Genomic DNA, 18389 nt, shown 5'->3' with positions numbered 1-18389 from the left:
GTCAGTGGTATCGATGCCTTGAAGATGGTAAAGAAGGCAGCGGAGAAATAGCCGATGACTGTGCATCGCAACGAAGGGGCGCCGCCGGACGAAGCCACGCCCCAGCCGCACGGCTCGTACGGTGACGACCGGTACCCGTCGCCGCGCGCGATGCGACGACGGTTGGCCTTTCTCGTCGATTGGCTGTTGCACATCGGGGTCTTCTTCGGTCTCCTGATCGGGTTGCTGCCTGCGCATTTGGCCACGAAGACTCTGTTCGGCATCGCCCTGCTCGCGTGGATCGCTGTGTCGTTCCTGCACCGGGTCGTTGTTCAGTCGATATGGCGAACGACCCTGGGCAAGAGGTTGTTCGATCTGGAGATGGTCCGCCCGGATGACGGCGGGCGTCCCGACTTCAAGTTCCTTGCCACGTGGTGGGGAATCGGATTGGTCGCTGCGATCACGTCGTTTTCTGGCCCGAAACCGATAGTCGGAGAAGTCATGCGACGCTACCCCCGGTTCCCGTGTGCTGTGCGGACGCGGGACATCAAGAGTCGGGCGCGCGCGCTCGGTCTCGACGGATAGGTAGTGTCGACATGAACCAACTCTGGGACTCGTTCGTCCCTGGCTTGAATCCCTACGCGCTGCCGGAGATTCGCCTCATTCCTCATGGTGCGCACGGCGACACGCGATATCCGTCGCCACGTGCGGCCCGGCGATCCATCGCGTTCGTGATAGACATCGTCGTCCATTTCGGTATCGGGCTGGGTGCGGGCTTTGCGGTCTCCACGGTCGCGACGGAACGAACGGCGTTCGTCGTCGCACTCGTTGTGTGGACCGCGGCGTCGATCCTCGACCGCACGGTGGTGCAAGCGATGTCGGGCGGAGCCACCATCGGCAAGTTCGTCACCGACATCCGGATGATTCGTCCCGAGGACGGTGGGCCACCGCAGTTCCGGCTGCTCGCTCGGATGTGGTTCAAAGGCCTGTACGACGCTTTCGACTTCTTCCTCAGCCGTCGAAGCAACTTGGAGCTCGGCGACGAGACCGGCTCCAAAAACCCGAAGTATCCTTGCGCCGTCCGCACCCGGGACTTGAAGCACGAGCCGGTTCGGTGGGTTCGGCGTCGTGACCGGGTCGACCCGCTCCGAATCTAAAGCGAGTTCCGAACACTCTGGGGGAGTTAATGATCACGGAGCAGGATCCCGACGACAAGGGATACCGGGGGTTCTTCGACGTCAGGTACGACGTCGACAAGATCCTGGCGGAAAACGCGCGGCTCCAGGCCGAGCTCGATGCACGGCCTATCCCGCATGGCGCTCGGGGGGATGCCCGCTACCCGTCGCCGCGGACGTTGCGGCGAATGCTCGCATTCGCTGTCGACTGGTCGCTCCATGCAGCGGTACTGGTACTGCTGTTCGTCACGGTGCCGCTCGGGGGAGGCGCGGTAGGGCTGGTCACGCCTTTTGCGGGGCATCTTCTCGTGTCCTTCGCCAATCGCGTTGTTCTACAGTCCGTCACCCAGACGACGGTGGGTAAGGCGCTGTTCGATCTGCGCATCATTCGTTCGGACAACGGGCAGGCTGCGGACTTCGCGTACTTGGCGAGGACTTGGTTGCGGGGGATCCCTGCTGCCACCGAATCGGTGTGGAAGCGTGGGAGTTCGGGGTTCGACTTCCCGAACGAGGTGCGCGGCACCCACCCCGAATTCCCGTGCGCCGTCCGCACCCGCGACCTGAAGGCGAGATCCCCGGAACCGGAACGGGCCTGATCCAACCTGATTCAGCAACCTGAGCGAACGGCACCCATCGTTGTCAGCTCTGCAGCGATCGCTTCTGCGAACGCCGTATGCCCTGCGGCGCTGGGGACGACGCCACCGTCCGTGAAGTGCTCCGGCTGCGCGAGCCACTGCTTCTCGACGGGGTCGAGGAACACCACACCGTGCGCCTGGGCGGCCTCGGCGACGGCATCGCGCGACGCGAGCACATCGGATTGCCCCACCCCGGGTGCCGCGACCGGCCCGATCGCGACGATCGACGCCTGCGGCAGCGCCGCCCGCAGACCACCGAACACCGCGGACGCGGCCTCCGTCTGCTCGACGCCACCGGTGTCGATCGTGCTGCCCTGCACCACCACGACATCGGGGCTCGCGGCCACGACGTCCGCCACACGATCGGGGAACGATGCTCGCCCCTCGGATGCCACGGCCGGGACAGTGTATCCGGTGCCGCTCTGCCCGAGCACGACCGTGTCCCAACAGAATTTGCTGCCGACCTGCATCGCGAAGCCCTGCGTGGACGACTCGGCGCCCGCGCCCTCGGAGTAGGCGTCACCGAGCACGACGGCACGCACCGGGGCCGCGGCGGCCGCGGTAGGCGACGCGTACGTCGAGACGTAGTCGGAGTCCGGCGCGGGACGCACCGATGCATAGACGGTGCCGGCGACGATCGTCACCACCCCGACAGCCATGAACACCCAGAACCCGATCGTCGTCGCGGCGACGGTGGACAGACGCCGCATCAGCCACACACCGGGACGTCGACGGTGACGACGGGATCGTCGACGAGCGGCTGCACGGGAACCCGTGCAGCACCCGCGGCGGTCGGCTCGTCGAGCGTGTACTGCAACGTCACGGTCTCGCCCCGCGGAATCGGAACGATGATGTCGTACATGGGATGTCCTCGTTCGGCACCGGTGAACGCGAACGCAGGCGTGTCGTCGACCGTGACCGATGTCAGTGTCGCGCCGTTGGTCGCCACCAGCGACACCCACGCGACGTTCGTGTACTTCTCCGCACCCAACTGATTCTGCGCCTGCCCCGCGACGTACCCGGTGAGTTCGGTGAATGGAGTGTCGTTCGTCAGCGAGACGGTGACCTTCGACTCCCGCGTCGGGCCGTCGCACGATTGCGCGGTGTACGAGATCTCGCGCCGCAGGTAGTAGTCGAGCTTGTTGCCCGCGTGATTGTTGACGACGACCGCGGCGTACGGCGCGTCGTCGGTGGGGATCGCGCCACCGAGGGGCGTCTCCTCGAGCACGCTCTGCGCGTCCGGGTCGGCGCTCCACACCGACAGCCGTCCCTCGCCCGCCGCGCGACCCAGCGCTTCGAGCAGCGCGGCCGGCGACGACATCGCCCCCGACATCCTCGCGACGACCGTCGCGGCGATCGTCTCCAGGTACCGCTTGCGGCCCGTATTGTCGTCCGCGAACTCCTGATACAGCGTCGACTGCGTGAGCTCCACGACGTTCTCCCCCGTGACGACGCGCCCGTCCGGCAGCGTCACCGGCCCGGTGGCGCCGAGAATGTACGACAGCGCAACGGGATCGGTGGCGATCGCACCGTCCACGACGTCACCGGACTCGTGCGCCCACATCGACCGCCAGATCTGCGCGGCATACGGGAAGTGCGCACTGAGATTCGAGTTCCGGAAGTCCTGGGCAGCGCCGGTGCCGCCCCACTGCTGCGCGAACTCGGGGCCGAGATCCACAGGTTCGGTGACCTCGGGCGGCCGGCCGGTCCGCGGATCGGACGCGGGCAACTCGACGTTCGTACCGAGATCGTCGACGGTGATCCGGCCGCCGTCGGCACGGACGATGCCGAAGCCGCCGACGAGTCCGCCGGTGCCCCGTGCCTCGGCGTTGGTCTGGAACGCGAGGAAGTACGTCCGTGGCCCGTCGGCACCGAGCAGCCCCGGCGCGATGCGAGCCGCAGTCGCCGTCACGGTGAGCAACGAGTCGAGTTCGGCGGTCTGCTCGGCGAGCTGCGTGCGTGCGTCGGTGATCGCACCGAGGTACGCGGGCTCGGGCACGGCCTGCGCGCGTGCGTCGAGGTCCGCGGCGGCCGCGGCGGCGGTAGCGAGGGCGGGTTCGGCGTCGCGCAGCGCCTGCAGATCGACGGCCCCCGCCTGTCCGAGCATCCGCGCGGGCGACAGCGCCGTCCCGGCGTCGACGGCGGGCGTCAGGACGTCGGCGGTGAGCCCGTGGACGATCGCCGTCATCTGCTGGGTCGACGCGAACGGCGAACCGAGCCACGGCACCGCCGAGGCGGCGGACCACACGACGCCACTGGTGAGGTCGACGGCGCGAGCGGCCTCGGTGGATGCGGTCACGCTCGCAGCGCGGGCGGTGTCCGCATCGCCGCTGAGCAGCGCATCCTTGGCGCGAGTGGCGTCGTCGCGTGCGGCGTAGAGCGCATCGCGCGCCTCCAGCGCCGACCACCCGATCCACCCGGCGCAGACCAGCCCGACGACGACGATCCCGGCAAGCCCCAACCCCAGCGCGCGACGATTGCGGGAGGTGTGCGCGGGGTCTCGCGACGCGCCGCCGGGGGCCGCGCCGGCCCGTTCCTCGCTCTCGTTCACGCTCTCTCGTCTCTTCCTCGGAGGGTGTGACCCCACTCTCACGTTCGGCACTGCTGTGGAGCGTGTCGGACCCGCTCACTATCCTCTGAATATCGAGCCGCACCACTTGAAGCGAAAACTTCCTCGGTGGCGTCGACCTCGTCGGATGACTATTCATACACCGTCTCGCGGACACGATCACCCCCGCGGTACGGCCGGAGCAGGGGGGCGGTGACGGTGGAGTTCGCGTTGTCGGCCACCCAGCGCGGGCTCTGGCACCTGCAGCAGGCCAACCCCGGAGAAACGTTCGATATCGGACAGTACGTCGAGGTTCTCGGTGATCTCGATGTCGATTTGCTGCGACGTGCATCCGATCGCGGCAGTCGCGAACTCGAGTCGCCCACCGTCGAACTCGTCGACACCGGCGGCGAGCCATGGCTGCGGATCGTCCCCGACATCGACGACGCGATGGGCTACCTGGATCTGCGCGATCGGCCGGATCCCGAGGCCACCGCACAGACGTGGATGCGCACCGACATCACCCGCGTCCGAGATCCGTTCGCGGAGCGGCCGATCGCCGCCACGCTGCTGCGGCTCGGCGACGCGCACTGGTACTGGTACTCGCGCGTCCATCACCTGCTCATGGACGGCAGTGGTGCGATGGCACTGACCCGCCGCGTCGCCGAGATCTACACGCACCTGCAGGCGGGCACGGAGCCGCCGCCCGCGGGCGCGCTCACCCTCGCGGCGCTCGCCGACGAGGACGCCCGCTACCGGGCGAGCACGCGGTACGACGCCGACGAGCGGTACTGGAGCGAGCGCATCCCGGAGCTGCCCGATCCGCCGCGCGTCGCCCGTGCCTCGGCGCCTCCCTCGACGCTTCCTGCGCTCGCGCGCACGACGCTCGACCGGGCCCTCACCGCCCGGATCGCCGGGCACGCGGCGACGGCCGGCTCCGACGTGCCCGTCGTCGTCGGCGCGTTCGCGGCGTACGTCGGGCGGCTCACCGGCACCGACGACGTCGCGCTCAGCATCCCGGTCTCGGGTCGCACGACCGCCGCCGCACGCCGCTCTGCGGGAGCCGTGTCCAACGTCCTGCCGCTCGTCGTCGCGGTCCACCCCGGCGTGACGCCCCGCGAGCTCGTGACCCGTACGCGCACCGCCCTCACCGGCATCCTGCGGCACCAGCGGTATCCGTTCGCCGAGATCGTACGACGGGGCGACGGCCGGCTGCGCGACTTCGGGCCCGCCGTCAACGTCATGGCGTTCCAGTCGGAGATCGTGCTCGGCGAGACCACGGCGTCGTTCCGGCTGCTCTCGACGGGACTGGTCGACGATCTCGCCCTCGACATCTATCCGGCAATCGACGGCGGCCTGCGCGTCGATCTCGAAGGCAACCCGGCGCTGTATTCGCCCGCCGATCTCACGTGCCATCTCGACCGCTTCGTGCGCTATCTCGATGCCTTCACCGCCGAGTGGGACGCGCCCGAACGGACGCTCTCACTGCTCGCCGACGACGAACGCGCCGCCCTCGTCCCCGCACGCGGTGCCGCCCCACCCGAGCCGGCACCGGTGCATGCTCTCGTCGCCGGTGCACCCGACGACGACGCCGTGCGCTGCGGCACCGTGACGCTCACGTATCGCGTACTCGCCGAGCGAGTCACGGCACTCGCCGCCGCACTCCGCGAGCACGGCGTCGGGCCGGAGGTGCCCGTCGCGGTGGTGCTGCCGCGGTCGGCGGAGTCCGTCGTCGCGCGGCTGGCCGTGTCCGCCGCGGGCGGGGTGTACGTGCCCGTCGACCCCGCGTACCCGGAGCAGCGCGTCCGGGACATGCTCACCGGTACGGAGGCGCGCGTCGTCGTCACGCACGACCCCGGCGCCGTGCCGCCCGGCGCCGTGCGGGTCGCGCCCGACGCCACCGGAACCGCCTTCGTACCGCCGCCCTGGCACCCCGACGCAGCGGCCTACATCGTCCATACCTCGGGATCGACGGGCCGGCCCAAGGTCGTCGTCGTGCCACATCGGGGCGTGGCGGCGCTCGCGCACGCACGGCGTGAGGTGTTCCCCGTCGGTCCCGGCGATCGCGTCCTGCACGTCGCGTCACCGGCGTTCGACATGGCGCTCGAGGAGACGCTCGTCGCCCTCGCCCACGGCGCGACGCTCGTCGTCGCCCCCGAGGGGGCCACTGCGGGAGACGAACTCACGGATCTGCTCGACCGCGAGCGCGTCACCCACGCCATCATCACTCCGACCGTCGCGGCCAGCCTCGGCCGGACGCCGCACCTGCGCTACCTCGACCTCGGTGGCGAGGCAGTCCCGCAGGAGGCCGTCGACAGGTGGGCCCGCTCCGTCGTCCTGCTCGACGGCTACGGCCCGAGCGAGGCGACCGTCACGACGCTGCTGAGCGCACCGCTCGATCGCAGCCCGGAACTGGGTCGCCCCGTCCCCGGGACCACCGCGCGCGTCCTCGACCGGCAGTTGCGGGCGGTGCCGCCGGGCGGCATCGGCGAGCTGTACCTCTCGGGCGACTCGCTCGCGCGCGGCTATCGTGACGCCGCGCTCACCGCGAGCCGGTTCGTCGCCACGAGCGACGGCGAGCGGATGTACCGCACGGGGGATCTCGTCGCGGTGGGTGCCGACGGCACGCTCACCTTCGCGGGCCGATCGGACGATCAGCTCACGGTGCACGGCCATCGCATCGAACCCGGCGAGATCGACGCCGTGCTGCGCGAGGTGAGCGGTGTCGCGTCGTCCGTGACGCTGATCCGCGACGACGTGCTCGCGTCGTACGTCGTCGGTGACCGGGGCACGCGGCTCGACGCGGCGGACCTGCGCGCCCACTGTCTCGCGCGGCTGCCGCGGCACATGGTTCCCGTCGTCACCGTGCTCGACGCCCTCCCGCTCACCGCGCACGGCAAGACCGACCGCGCCGCGCTGCCCGCGCCGCGCAGCGGAGCAGATCGCGCCGCGCACACCGAGACCGAACGGCTCGTCGCGCAGACCGTCGCCGACGTCCTCGGCCTCGATATCGCCACGCTCGGCGCCGACTCCGACTTCTTCGCCGCCGGCGGAAACTCGCTCACCGGAACGCAACTCGTCGCCCGGCTCGCCGCCCTGACGGGCCGGCGCGTGAGCCTGCGCGACGTCTTCGAGTCGCCCACTGTCGAATCGCTCGCGGCGCGGATCGACGCGCGCGAGGGCGAACGGCAACCGCTCACCGCACGCGGCGACGGCCCGGCCCCGCTCTCGCCCGCACAGCGCCGGATGTGGGTGCTCGGCCAGCTCGACTCGCCCCGCTACGCGATGCCGTTCACCGTCGAACTCCCCGCCGCGGTGAGCGTCGACGTCGTCCGCGCCGTCGCCCTCGACCTCGTGACGCGGCACCGCGCACTGCGCACCGTCGTCGCGTTCGTCGACGGCGAGCCCGTCCAGGTGGTGCGCGAACCCGCGATCGAGATCGACACGATCGCCGCGGACGAAAAGACCGCGTACATCCTGCAAGGACTCGACCTCGAGGCGCAGGCGCCGCTGCGCATCGCGGTCGTCGGTTCCCCGGGCGACGCGCTGGAGCTGCTCGTCGTGACGCACCACATCGCGTTCGACGGCCTCTCGCTCGCGCCGCTCGCCCGCGACGCGGCGACGGCCTTCGCGGCCAGGGCAGCGGGTGAGCAGCCGCAGTGGGACGCACTTCCCGTGCACTACACCGACTTCGCGTGGTGGCAGACGGAGTCGCTCGGCGATCCGCGTGATCCCGGTAGCCTCGCGGCGCGCGAGATCCGGTACTGGCGGCGCACTCTGGACGGACTGCCCGCGACCGTCGCGCTGCCGCTCGATCGGCCCAGGCCGACGGGCGCGTCGCCCGTCGCTCAGTCGGTGGCGTGGCGCATCCCCGCAGCCGACCGCGCCGCGCTCGACGCCCTGGCCGCGGAGAGCGGCGTGACGTTGTTCGTCCTGCTGCACGCGACGCTCGCCGTCCTCATGCACAAGCTCTCGGGCGACACCGATTTCGCGATCGGCACCCCCACCTCGGGACGCAGCGATCCGGCACTCGACGACGTCGTCGGGACCTTCGTCGGCACCGTGGCACTGCGCTCGACGATCGACCCGCACCGCCCGTTCGCCGACCTGCTCGCCGCAGGACGCGCCGCCGTGCTCGGGGCGTTCGCGCATGCGGAGCTGCCGTTCGACGCCGTCGTCGACGCGCTGGCACCGCCGCGGGTCTCGGGCGCGCATCCCGTGTTCCAGGTGATCTTCGCGTACGACGAGTACGCGTCGCCCGTCCTCGCGCGGCTCGCCGAGCACGGGATCGCCGCGCGCGAGGAGACGCTGCCGATCGCGCGATTCGACCTCGAGGTCCACGCCGTCGACAGTCACGACGAGCCCGGCGCACTCGACTTCCGGTTCGCGTTCGCCGCACGCGCCCTCGACCGCGACACCGTCGACGTGTGGGCGCAGCGCTGGCGCCGCATCCTCGCCGCCGTCGTCGCCGACCCGCGGACGCCCGTCGCGCGCATCGACACGCTGACCCCCGCCGAGCACGCGGCACGCGACGGCGCGCCGTGGCACGAGCCGGAGGCGACGACGCTCGGCGAGGCGTTCGAGCGGCGCGCCGCACTCGACCCCGACGCGGTCGCCGTCGTCGCCGGTGACGAGACCCTGACGTACGGCCGGCTCGAGGCCCGCTCGCGTGGTCTCGCCGCGGCACTCGTCGCCGCCGGTGTGAGGCGCGGCGACGTCGTCGGTGTCGCGGTGGCCAGATCGGTGGACCTCGTCGTCGCACTCGTCGCCGTCGTGCGTGCGGGAGCCGCCTATCTCCCGCTCGACCTCGCCTACCCGGACGCGCGGCTGCAGTACCTGCTCGACGACGCGCGCCCCGTCGCGGTGATCGGCGACCTCCCCTCGGGCGTGGACTCCGGCGGCGTACGCGCGCTGCCCGTCGACGCCCACGCCGACGCGCCCCTGCCGCCGCCCGCCGCGGGTGCTGCCTACGTCGTCCACACCTCGGGCTCTACGGGGCTGCCCAAGGGCGTCGTCGTCGATCACGCCGCCGTGCTGTCGCTCCTCGCGAACACCGGCCTCGACGCCGGCCCCGACGACGTGTGGACGATGGCGCACTCGGCGTCGTTCGACTTCGCGGTGTGGGAGATGTGGGCGCCGCTCACGACGGGCGGACGCGTCGTCGTGGTCGGCACCGACGTCGCCCGCAACCCGGACGACCTCGTGGCGCTGCTGCACCGCGAACGCGTGACGATCCTCGACCAGACGCCCACCGCGTTCGGCCGCATCGTACATCACGACGTACCGGACTCGTTGCGGCGCATCATCTTCGGTGGCGAAGCCCTCGATCACGACGCCGTGCAGGGGTGGCGCACCCGGCACCCGGACGTACACGTCGTCGACATGTACGGCATCACCGAGACGGCGGTCCACGTGACCCGCCACGACGTCGCGGACGGGCAGCGCGCGATCGGCTCGGCCCTGCCCGGGCTGCGCACGTACGTGCTCGACGCCGCGCTCGCACCCGTCCCGCCCGGCACCGCGGGCGAGCTCTACGTCGCCGGCCGCCAGCTCGCGCGCGGGTACCGGGGCAGGCCGGGGCTCACCACGACGCGGTTCGTCGCCGACCCGTTCGTCGCGGGCGAACGGATGTACCGGACGGGCGACCGCGTCCGCGCCACCGTGACCGACGGCCGCGTCCTGGAGTACCTCGGCCGCACCGACGCGCAGCTCGAGATCCGCGGGCACCGCGTCGAGCCCGCCGAGGTCGAGTACGCGCTGCGCGCGCATCCCGGTATCGACACCGCCGCCGTCGCGGCGCGCGATCTCGGCTCCGGCCCGGTGCTCGTGGCATACGTCGTCGCGGCCGATCCCGAACTCGAGTCGTCGGCGGTGCTCGCCCACGCCCGCGCCGTGCTGCCGAACCATCTGGTCCCGTCCGCGGCGATGCTCCTGGGCGCCCTGCCGCGCACCACCAACGGCAAGCTCGACCGGGATGCGCTACCCACCGAGGTCGCCGCGCACGTCATCGTCACGGGGCCGCGGACCGCGCTCGAATCGGCGATCGCCCGTGCCGTCACGGAGGTCGTCCGGGTCGGTGCGGTCGACGTCGACACGGACCTGTTCGAGCTCGGCGTCGACTCGATCGCCGCGACGCGGCTCGCGAGCGCGATCACACGGACGACGGAGCTCGCCGTCGGGATCCGCGACGTCTTCGAGAACCCCACCGTCGCGTCGCTCGCCGCGGTCCTCGCCGACCGCCCCGCGCACGCGCCGGTCGCCGCGCCCGTCGACCGCCCCGAGCGCCCACCGCTCACCCGGAGCCAGCACCGCATGTGGTCGGCACACCGGCTCGACCCCGAATCCACGGCTCTGCACGTCGCGGGCACAGTCGCGTTCGACGGCCCGGTCGACGTCGCCGCGTTGCGGTGCGCGATCGACGACATCGTGGGCCGGCACGAGGCGCTGCGGACCCGCTATCCGCTCGGCCCCGACGGCACGCCCTATCAGGACGTCGCGGCCGATGCCCGTCTCGTTCCGGGTGGCGACGGCCCACCAGGACCCGACTTCGTCACGCGGCCCTTCGTTCTCGCGAACAGCGCGCCGGTCCGGCTCCACCTCGAACGCGCGGACACGCGGTGGATCCTGCACGTCACCGCACACCACATCGCGGTGGACGAATGGTCGCTGCGGCGACTCGGCCTCGACCTCGTCCACGCGTACGGCGCGCGCACGGCGGGCGTCGCGCCGCAGTGGGAGCAGGTCGGGCAGCCCGTCGATCACGCGCTGCGTGAGCGTACGAGCTCAGTCCCGGAGCCGAGTGCGGCGGCACCCGTCGCGGCGGCGACCCTGCACGCCGTCGGGCCGCGGACCGGCGTCGCGGGAACGATCCGCCGCACCGCGCCCGTCGACGTGCGGGCACTCGCTCGGACCGCGGGCGTCACCGTCTTCTCCGCCGCACACGCAGCATTCGCGATCGCACTCGCGCGCCTCGGCGGTAGCCGCGACGTCGTCGTCGCCTCGGCGGTGGCCGATCGCCTCCACGCCACCGACACCGTCGGCATGTTCGTCGACACCGCTGCCCTCGCGGCGACCGTCCCGGACGCGGCCACCTTCGCCCGGTTCGCACGCGATCTCGCCGCGGCGACACTCGACGCTCCGGTGGACGGCGCGGACGTTCCCCCGATCGCGCTCGGCGTCGGCACGCCGCCCGAGCCGCTGGCGCTGGGCGACGTCACCGTCGCGATCGGCGACGTCCCCACCGGTGCAACGAAATTCGACCTGCATCTGCACGTGACCCACCGCGACGGTGCGGTCGACCTCACCGCCGAGTACGACACCGGCCGCTACGACGCCGACCTCGTCACGGCGGTCGTGTCGCTCGTCGCGGACGTCCTCGCGGAGGCGGCGGCGAGCCCCGAGACCGTGGTCGCAGGGCTCGGACGTGGCGACGGCGCTCCGGTGCCCGGCGGCGACGCCGCACCCGAGACGGCGCTCGCCGACCTGTTCGCGGCGACCGCGGCGGTCCACGCGGACCGGCCCGCGCTCACCGACGGCGTCGCCGAGCTGCGGTACCGCGACCTCGCCGCGCGCGTCCACGAACGGGCCGAGGTGCTGCGTCGTGACGGCGTCGGCCCCGGCTGGATCGTCCCGATTCCGTTCGGCCGCGGAATCGAGTTCGTCGTCGAGATGCTCGCGATCGCGGCGACGGGGGCCGCCTACAGTCCCGGCTCGGGCATCGCCGCAGCCGAACAGCGCAACGACGCACACGGACTCGCGTACGTCGTGCACACCTCCGGCACGACCGGAACGCCGCGTCCCGTCGCCGTCACGGCGTCGGGAATCGCGTCGCTCGCGGCGGCGGCCGTCGAGCACTACCGCGTCGGTCCCGGCGATCGCGTGCTGCACGCCTACCGCCCGACCTTCGACGCCGCGCTGCTCGAGATCCTCCTCGCGATCGCGTCCGGCGCGTGCCTCGTCGTGGCGTCCGACGATGTCGACTCCGGGCCCGAGCTGTCGCGATTCGTCGCGAACATCGTTGTGACGCATGTTCTCTCGACTCCCTCGGTGCTGACGACGCTCGACCCGGACGAGATGACGGGCGTGCGTGTCGTGGGTGTCGGCGGCGAACCGCTGCCTCGTGCCCTCGCCGAACGATGGAGCCGAGGACGGCTGCTCGTCGATGCGTACGGCACGAGTGAGGCGACCGTCGTGTCGACCCTCGCGCACGTGCACACCGACCCCGGCACGATCGGCCGCCCGATCCGCGGCACCACCGCCGAGACACTCGACGCCGCGCTCCGGCCGGTGCCCGCAGAGGGAATCGGTGAGCTCTACGTCTCCGGTGTGGGCGTCGCACGCGGCTATCTCGGCGACCCCGCCACCACCGCGGTGCGGTTCGTCGCGGCACCCGGCGGCGCGGTGCGGTACCGGACCGGCGACCTCGTGCGGCGCCGTGCGAACGGCACCGTCGTGTACCTCGGCCGAAGCGACCGGCAGGTCCAGATCAACGGTGTGCGTACCGAACTCGACGGACTGGAAGCGCGGATCGCGGCCGTCGCCGGTGTGCGCGGGTGCGCCGCCACGGTGCGGGGCGGCACGATCGTCGCGTACGTCGCCGGTGACGTCGCGGCCGTGCGGCGCGCGCTCGCCCACGAACCGGGCACGAGGTCGATTCCCGTCGTCGCGGTCGGGGCGTTGCCGCGCACCGCCAACGGCAAGATCGACCACGGCGCGCTGCCCGATCCCGCGCTCGATGCCGGTGAGCCTCCCGCCACCGGCGACGAACGCGTCGTCGCGGATGCCGTCCGCGAACTCCTCGGCGTCACCGTCGGCCGCGACGGCGACTTCTTTCGCGCCGGCGGCACGTCCCTCACGGCGACGGCTCTCACGGCACTGCTCGAGACCGCGCTCGGCGTGGACGTGCCCGTTCGCCTCGTTTTCGAGAACCCCACGCCCCGCACACTCGCCGCCGCGCTCGCCGCGCACGCGCCGGCGCCGGCACCGGATCTCGCACGACCCGACCGCCCGCCGCTCACCGCTGCGCAGCACCGCATCTGGATCGCGGCCCGCATCGATCCGTCGGCGTACACCGTGCCCGTCGTCGTGCGGACGAGCGCCGACCTCGACGGCGACCTGCTCGGCGCCGCGTTCCGCGACGTCGCGGCGCGACACGAGTCGCTGCGGACGCGTTTCCCCGTGGGCGACGACGGCGTGCCGTGGCAGGACGTCCTGCCGGAGTTCACCGTCCCCGTCGAGGAGTGCAGCGTCGAGACGTGCGACCTCGAGGCGACCGTCGACGCGCTCGCGGCCCGCGAGTTCGACGTCACCGCAGCACCACCGGTGCACGTGACGCTGCTGCGCGCCGAGTCGGAGACCGTCGTCGTCGCTGTCGTCCATCACATCGCGACCGACGGCGCGTCGGTGCCGCCGCTGCTCCACGACCTCACGACGGCGTACGCCGCGCGGAGTGCGGGCACGGCGCCCCGCTTCGGTGCGGCGCCCGTGCAGCCCGCCGACGTCGCGGTCCGCGAGGCCGCCGCCACCGTCGACGACACCTTCTGGCGCGAGACCTTCGCGGACGCCGCGACGACGCTCGCCCCGCTGCCGACCTACGGCGCCGACGACGACGCGAGCGTGACCGTCTCGATTCCCGTCCGGACCGCCGAAGGCGCTGCCGCGTTCGCGCGCGAGGAGGGAACGACGCTGCTCGCGGTGCTGCACACCGCGGTCGCCGCCGCTCTCGGAAGGCTCTCCGGCACAACCGACCTCACGATCGCGACCGTGACCTCGGGGCGCGGCCCGGCATCGCACGACGCCGTCGGCATGTACGTCGCACCTATCCTCGTCCGCACGCGGCTCGGCGACGCCGCGACGTTGCGCGAGGCCGCACGCGAGGTCCGCGCCGCCCAGCTCGCCGCGATCGCCCATGCCGACGTGCCGTACGGGCGGATCGTCGCGGCCGCGGGTGCGCCCCAGGTCTCGCTGGGACACGACGACGTCGCCGCGTTGCCGGATTTCGGTGGCTTCGCCGGGGCGCGTGTCGAGGTGCGCGGCGGCGACGCGATGCTCGCGCCCGTCCACATCCACGCGACCTCCGGCGCATCGGACGCACTCGAGCTCCGGGTCCGCTGCCGGGGCGCGAGCCGTGACGTCACGCGCACGCTCGCCGAGCACGTCGTCGCGATGCTCACGGCGCTCGTCGCCGATCCCGGGGCCGACCCCGCGGACGTGCCGCTGCGCCGCGCCGAGCCGATGCGCACGGATGCCGTCGCGCCCAGGACGTTCGGCGACGTGCTCGTGCGTGCCGCGGCGGCCCACCCCGATGCCGTCGCGCTCGTCGCGGACGGTACTGCGATCACCTATCGCGCGTTGCTCGCCGCAGCCCGCGAGCACGGACGCGCGCTCGCGCTCGCACCGGGATCCCTCGCGGGTCTGCCCGCGGAGCGATCGGGGCGCTTCGTCGTCGACGTGTGGGCGGCAGCGCTCGCGGGCGCGACGTTCACGGCGGCCGATCCCGACGCCGTCGCACCGCTCGGCGACCTCGCGGGCGTCGCGTACGTCGTCGCGACCTCCGGGACCACGGGCACACCGCGTTTCGTCGCGGTCCCGCACCGCGGCGTCGCCGCGTTCGCCGCGACGGCCGCCCACGGGCTCGCCCCGGGCGACCGCGTGCTGTTCGGGCTCGGCACCGCGTTCGACGCCGCGCTGTACCCGCTGCTCGCGGCCGCCGGATCGGGCGCGACGCTCGTCGTCGCACCGCAGGACGCCTTCGCCGGACCGCCGCTCGCCGACGTGATCGCGGAACACGCGGTGACCCACGTCGTCGCGACGCCGTCGATCCTCGCGACACTCGATCCCGCCGCGGTGCCGTCGGTCCGGCACGTCGTGTGCGGCGGGGAAGCGCTGCCCGCGAGCCTCGCGGCGGAGTGGAGCCACTGTGTCGTCGTCGATTCCTACGGACCGGCGGAGTCGACCGTCGTGGCGCTGACCGGCCCCGCGGGAGCCGGACTCGGCCGGCCCGTGCCCGGCACGAGTGCGCGCGTTCTCGATCCTGCGCTGCGGTCCGTCGTGGTCGGCGGTGCCGGCGAGCTGTATCTCGACGGCGACGGGCTCGCGCTCGGATATCTCGGCGATCCCGCGACGACGGCGGCTCGCTTCGTCGCCGCGCCGGGTGGCGCGCGCCGCTACCGGACGGGTGATCGCGTCGTCGCGCGTGCCGACGGCTCGGTCGAGTTCGGGGGACGCCTCGATCGTCAGGCGAAGGTACGCGGCATCCGCGTCGAACTCGGTGCGCTCGACGCCGTCGCGCGCGCGGTCCCGGGCGTCACCGCCGCCGCCGTCACGGTGACCGGCGGCGACCTGCGGTGCTACGTCGTCGGCGATGCTGCCACGAGCACCGTCGCCGCCGCTCTGCACGGCGCCGTCCCGGCGCTGCGGGTGCCGCCGGTCGTCACGTCGCTCACCGCGCTCCCGCTCACCGCGAACGGCAAACTCGACGAACGGGCACTGCCCGCAGCGTCGGCGGCCCGGCCCCTCACGACCGACACACAGCGTCTCGTCGCCGCGGCGTTCGCGGCCGTGCTCGAGCGGGACCTCGACGAGATCGGTTCGGACACCGACTTCTTCGGTGCCGGCGGAACTTCGCTCACCGCGACCCGGCTCGTCGCGCGGCTCGGCGCGGCGACGGAGCGCTCGGTGCCCCTCGGCCTGGTCTTCGGCGCCCCCGTCGTCCACGACCTCGCCGCGGCGGTGGACGCCCTGCCGCGGGGTGGGGCCATCACGCCGGAGGCGCGGCCCGAGCGAATCCCGCTCTCGCGCGCGCAGAAACGGATGTGGATCGCTGCGCAGCGCGACCCCGCGTCGTCGCTGCACGTCCTGCCCGGACTCGTCACGATCGACGGGCCGCTCGACGTCGCCGCGCTGCGCGCCGCGTTCACGGACCTCGTGACGCGGCACGAGGTCCTGCGCGCGCGGTACCGGCTCGGTCCCGACGGCGAGCCGTTCCAGGAGATCGTCGCTCCGGAGCACGTCGCGCTCGACATCCGGAGCGGCACGGTCGATCCCGACGCGATCCACCGCGCCGCGAGCATCGGGTTCGGTCTGCTCGACGAAGTGCCGCTGCGCGCCGTTCTCCACGGCGTGGGGGAGCAGCGTCACGTCCTCGCCGTCACGGCGCACCACATCGCCGTCGACGGCTGGTCGATCCGTCCGCTGCTCGGCGACCTCGTCGCCGGCTACGCCGCTCGTCGCGCGGGCGCCCTGCAGGACATTCCGCCGCCCGCGATCCAGGTGGCCGATCACGCGCTGTGGGAGGCACGGCAGAGCATCGACACGTCGTACTGGCGTGCGCGTCTCGCCGGACTACGTTCGGTCGCACCGATTCCTCGTGACCGCGAGGTGGAGCTGCGGCCCGACACCCCGGCGACCGCGGTGCGGGTGCCGCTCGCCCCGCACGTCGCACGTGGAGTCGCAGAGTTCGCGGCGCGGGCGGGAACAACGGAGTTCGTCGTCGCGCACGCCGTCCTCGCGCTGCTGTGCGCCCACGAATCCGGCTCCGCCGACGTCGCGATCGCGACCGCCGTCTCGGGCCGCGGCCGACCCGAACTCGACACGCTCCCAGGCATGTTCGTCGACATGGTCGTGCTCCGCACGCTCGTCGACGTCGGCCGCACCGCCGAGCAGCATGTCGTCGCCGTCCGAGGTGCCGACACCTCGGCCTTCGCCCACGCCGACACCCCGTACGACGCGGTCGCGCCGCTGCTGCCCGGCCACCCCCAGATCGCCGTGGCGCTCGACGATTTCACGTTCGACGTCCCACCGGCAGCGGACCTGACCGTCACCGTCGAGGAGATCGCGCTCCCCGTCGCGCGCTCCGAGCTGTTCTTCACCCTCGACCGCCGGGCCGGCGAGGTCGTGCTGACGTACTCGACCGAGGCGTTCGACGTCGCGACGGCCCAGCGCCTTGCGCGGCGCTACGCCGACCTGCTCGCCGAGGTCGTCGGGCACCCCGGGCGCGCCGTCGCCGAGTGGACCGGTTCACTGGCCGTCCCCGAGGCGCCGCCCGCCGACGAGCCCGCCCCGCTCGTGGCGCCCCGGTCGGCGACCGAACTCGTCGTCGCCGACGTCTTCGCGGAGGTCGCGCGGGCCGCGCAGGTCGGCGCCCTCGACTCGTTCTTCGAGATCGGCGGCGACTCCCTCGCGGTGCCGCGCGTCGCGACGCGGCTGCAGGAGGCGCTCGGTGCACCCGTGCCCGTCGCGGCGGTCTTCGCGAACCCGACCGTGGCCGCGCTCGCCTCGGCCATCGACGAGGGCCTACCCGAAAACGGTGACCTCACAGCACTTCTCGGCACCGTCGTTCACCTGGGCGGACACGGCGACGGCGCCCCGCTGTTCGCGATCCACCCGGCGGGCGGACTCGCCTGGTGCTACGTGGGCCTCGTGGAGGTCGCGGGCGGCCGCGACGTCTACGGCGTGCAGGCGAGTGCGCTGCCCGCGGCGCCCGCGAGCATCACCGAACTCGCGGCCTTCTACGTGCGGGCCGTCACCGCAGTCGCCTCGACCGGGCCGTACCACCTGCTCGGCTGGTCGCTCGGCGGACTCGTCGCCCACGAGATGGCCGTCCAGCTCACCGACGCCGGCGAGCAGGTCGCCTCGCTCGTTCTCCTCGACACCGTCCCACCCGAGTTCTTCGCACTCGCCCCGGACGCGGGCGGCGCCGACGCCGAGTTCCGCGAGGCGGCACGCGCACTCGCCGCGTCCGTCGCCCTCCCCGACGACACCGCCGACCGGATCGACGCCGTCGTCTCCCGGCTGCGCGAACTCGCGCCCGCGCACGTCCCGCGGCCGTTCCCCGGGCCGATCGACTTCGTCACGGCGACTCGCGCACTCGCGTACCACCCCGAGCCCGTCGCGGCGTGGGACGGACGACTCGGGCCGCTCGTCACCGAACACCGCGTCGACGCCGACCACCACGAACTGGCGGACCCCGAGCACCTCGGTGCCCTCGTGCGGTTGCCGACACACGACGCGCTCGACTCCACGTGAGCGCCCGAGACCGACGTATCGCCCCAC

The 18389-nt window shown here is 72.7% G+C and carries 6 protein-coding genes; 4 read left to right on the top strand and 2 right to left on the bottom strand.

The window, feature by feature from the left end:
* The first annotated feature begins 54 nt into the window (after nucleotides 1-54).
* From RR1_RS17760 to RR1_RS17750, 3 genes are read left to right on the top strand one after another with little or no spacing between them, the layout of a single operon-like run.
* Nucleotides 55-564 (top strand): RDD family protein, encoded by a 510-nt coding sequence (locus RR1_RS17760; RefSeq protein ID WP_071990747.1) that lies wholly within the window; start codon nucleotides 55-57, stop codon nucleotides 562-564.
* 11 nt (nucleotides 565-575) lie between these two features.
* Nucleotides 576-1136 carry an RDD family protein gene (locus RR1_RS17755; RefSeq protein ID WP_010838770.1) on the top strand — a complete coding sequence of 187 codons (561 nt, stop codon included), beginning with the start codon at nucleotides 576-578 and terminating at the stop codon, nucleotides 1134-1136.
* Nucleotides 1137-1165: 29 nt separating this feature from the next.
* Complete coding sequence (locus tag RR1_RS17750; protein ID WP_010838769.1) at nucleotides 1166-1750, top strand: RDD family protein; 585 nt, start codon at nucleotides 1166-1168, stop codon at nucleotides 1748-1750.
* 11 nt (nucleotides 1751-1761) lie between these two features.
* Here RR1_RS17750 and RR1_RS17745 read toward each other — a convergent pair whose 3' ends face one another.
* Together RR1_RS17745 and RR1_RS17740 are read right to left on the bottom strand one after the other, a co-directional pair.
* Nucleotides 1762-2499 carry an SGNH/GDSL hydrolase family protein gene (locus tag RR1_RS17745; protein WP_143153909.1) on the bottom strand — a complete coding sequence of 246 codons (738 nt, stop codon included), beginning with the start codon at nucleotides 2497-2499 and terminating at the stop codon, nucleotides 1762-1764.
* Complete coding sequence (locus tag RR1_RS17740; RefSeq protein ID WP_010838767.1) at nucleotides 2499-4340, bottom strand: DUF4012 domain-containing protein; 1842 nt, start codon at nucleotides 4338-4340, stop codon at nucleotides 2499-2501. The genes RR1_RS17745 and RR1_RS17740 overlap by 1 nt, the downstream gene beginning before the upstream one ends.
* 210 nt (nucleotides 4341-4550) lie before the next feature.
* On the opposite strand from RR1_RS17740, the gene RR1_RS17735 reads away from it, so the two are divergent.
* Entirely contained in the window at nucleotides 4551-18362 is a 13812-nt protein-coding gene (locus RR1_RS17735) for a non-ribosomal peptide synthetase (protein WP_010838766.1), read from the top strand.
* Nucleotides 18363-18389 lie beyond the last annotated feature (27 nt).

It is taken from the genome of Rhodococcus rhodnii NBRC 100604 (assembly GCF_001894925.1).
In the GTDB taxonomy this organism is placed as follows: Bacteria; Actinomycetota; Actinomycetes; order Mycobacteriales; family Mycobacteriaceae; genus Rhodococcus_F; species Rhodococcus_F rhodnii.
Note: the sequence above shows the minus strand (reverse complement) of the source record. Positions and strands in the feature narration are given on the sequence as shown.

Bases quoted from the DNA above. Each gene is read 5' to 3' on its own strand.
- RR1_RS17760 (WP_071990747.1), top strand. From the start codon at position 55: ATGACTGTGCATCGCAACGAAGGGGCGCCGCCGGACGAAGCCACGCCC.
- RR1_RS17755 (WP_010838770.1), top strand. From the start codon at position 576: ATGAACCAACTCTGGGACTCGTTCGTCCCTGGCTTGAATCCCTACGCG.
- RR1_RS17750 (WP_010838769.1), top strand. From the start codon at position 1,166: ATGATCACGGAGCAGGATCCCGACGACAAGGGATACCGGGGGTTCTTC.
- RR1_RS17745 (WP_143153909.1), bottom strand. From the start codon at position 2,499: ATGCGGCGTCTGTCCACCGTCGCCGCGACGACGATCGGGTTCTGGGTG.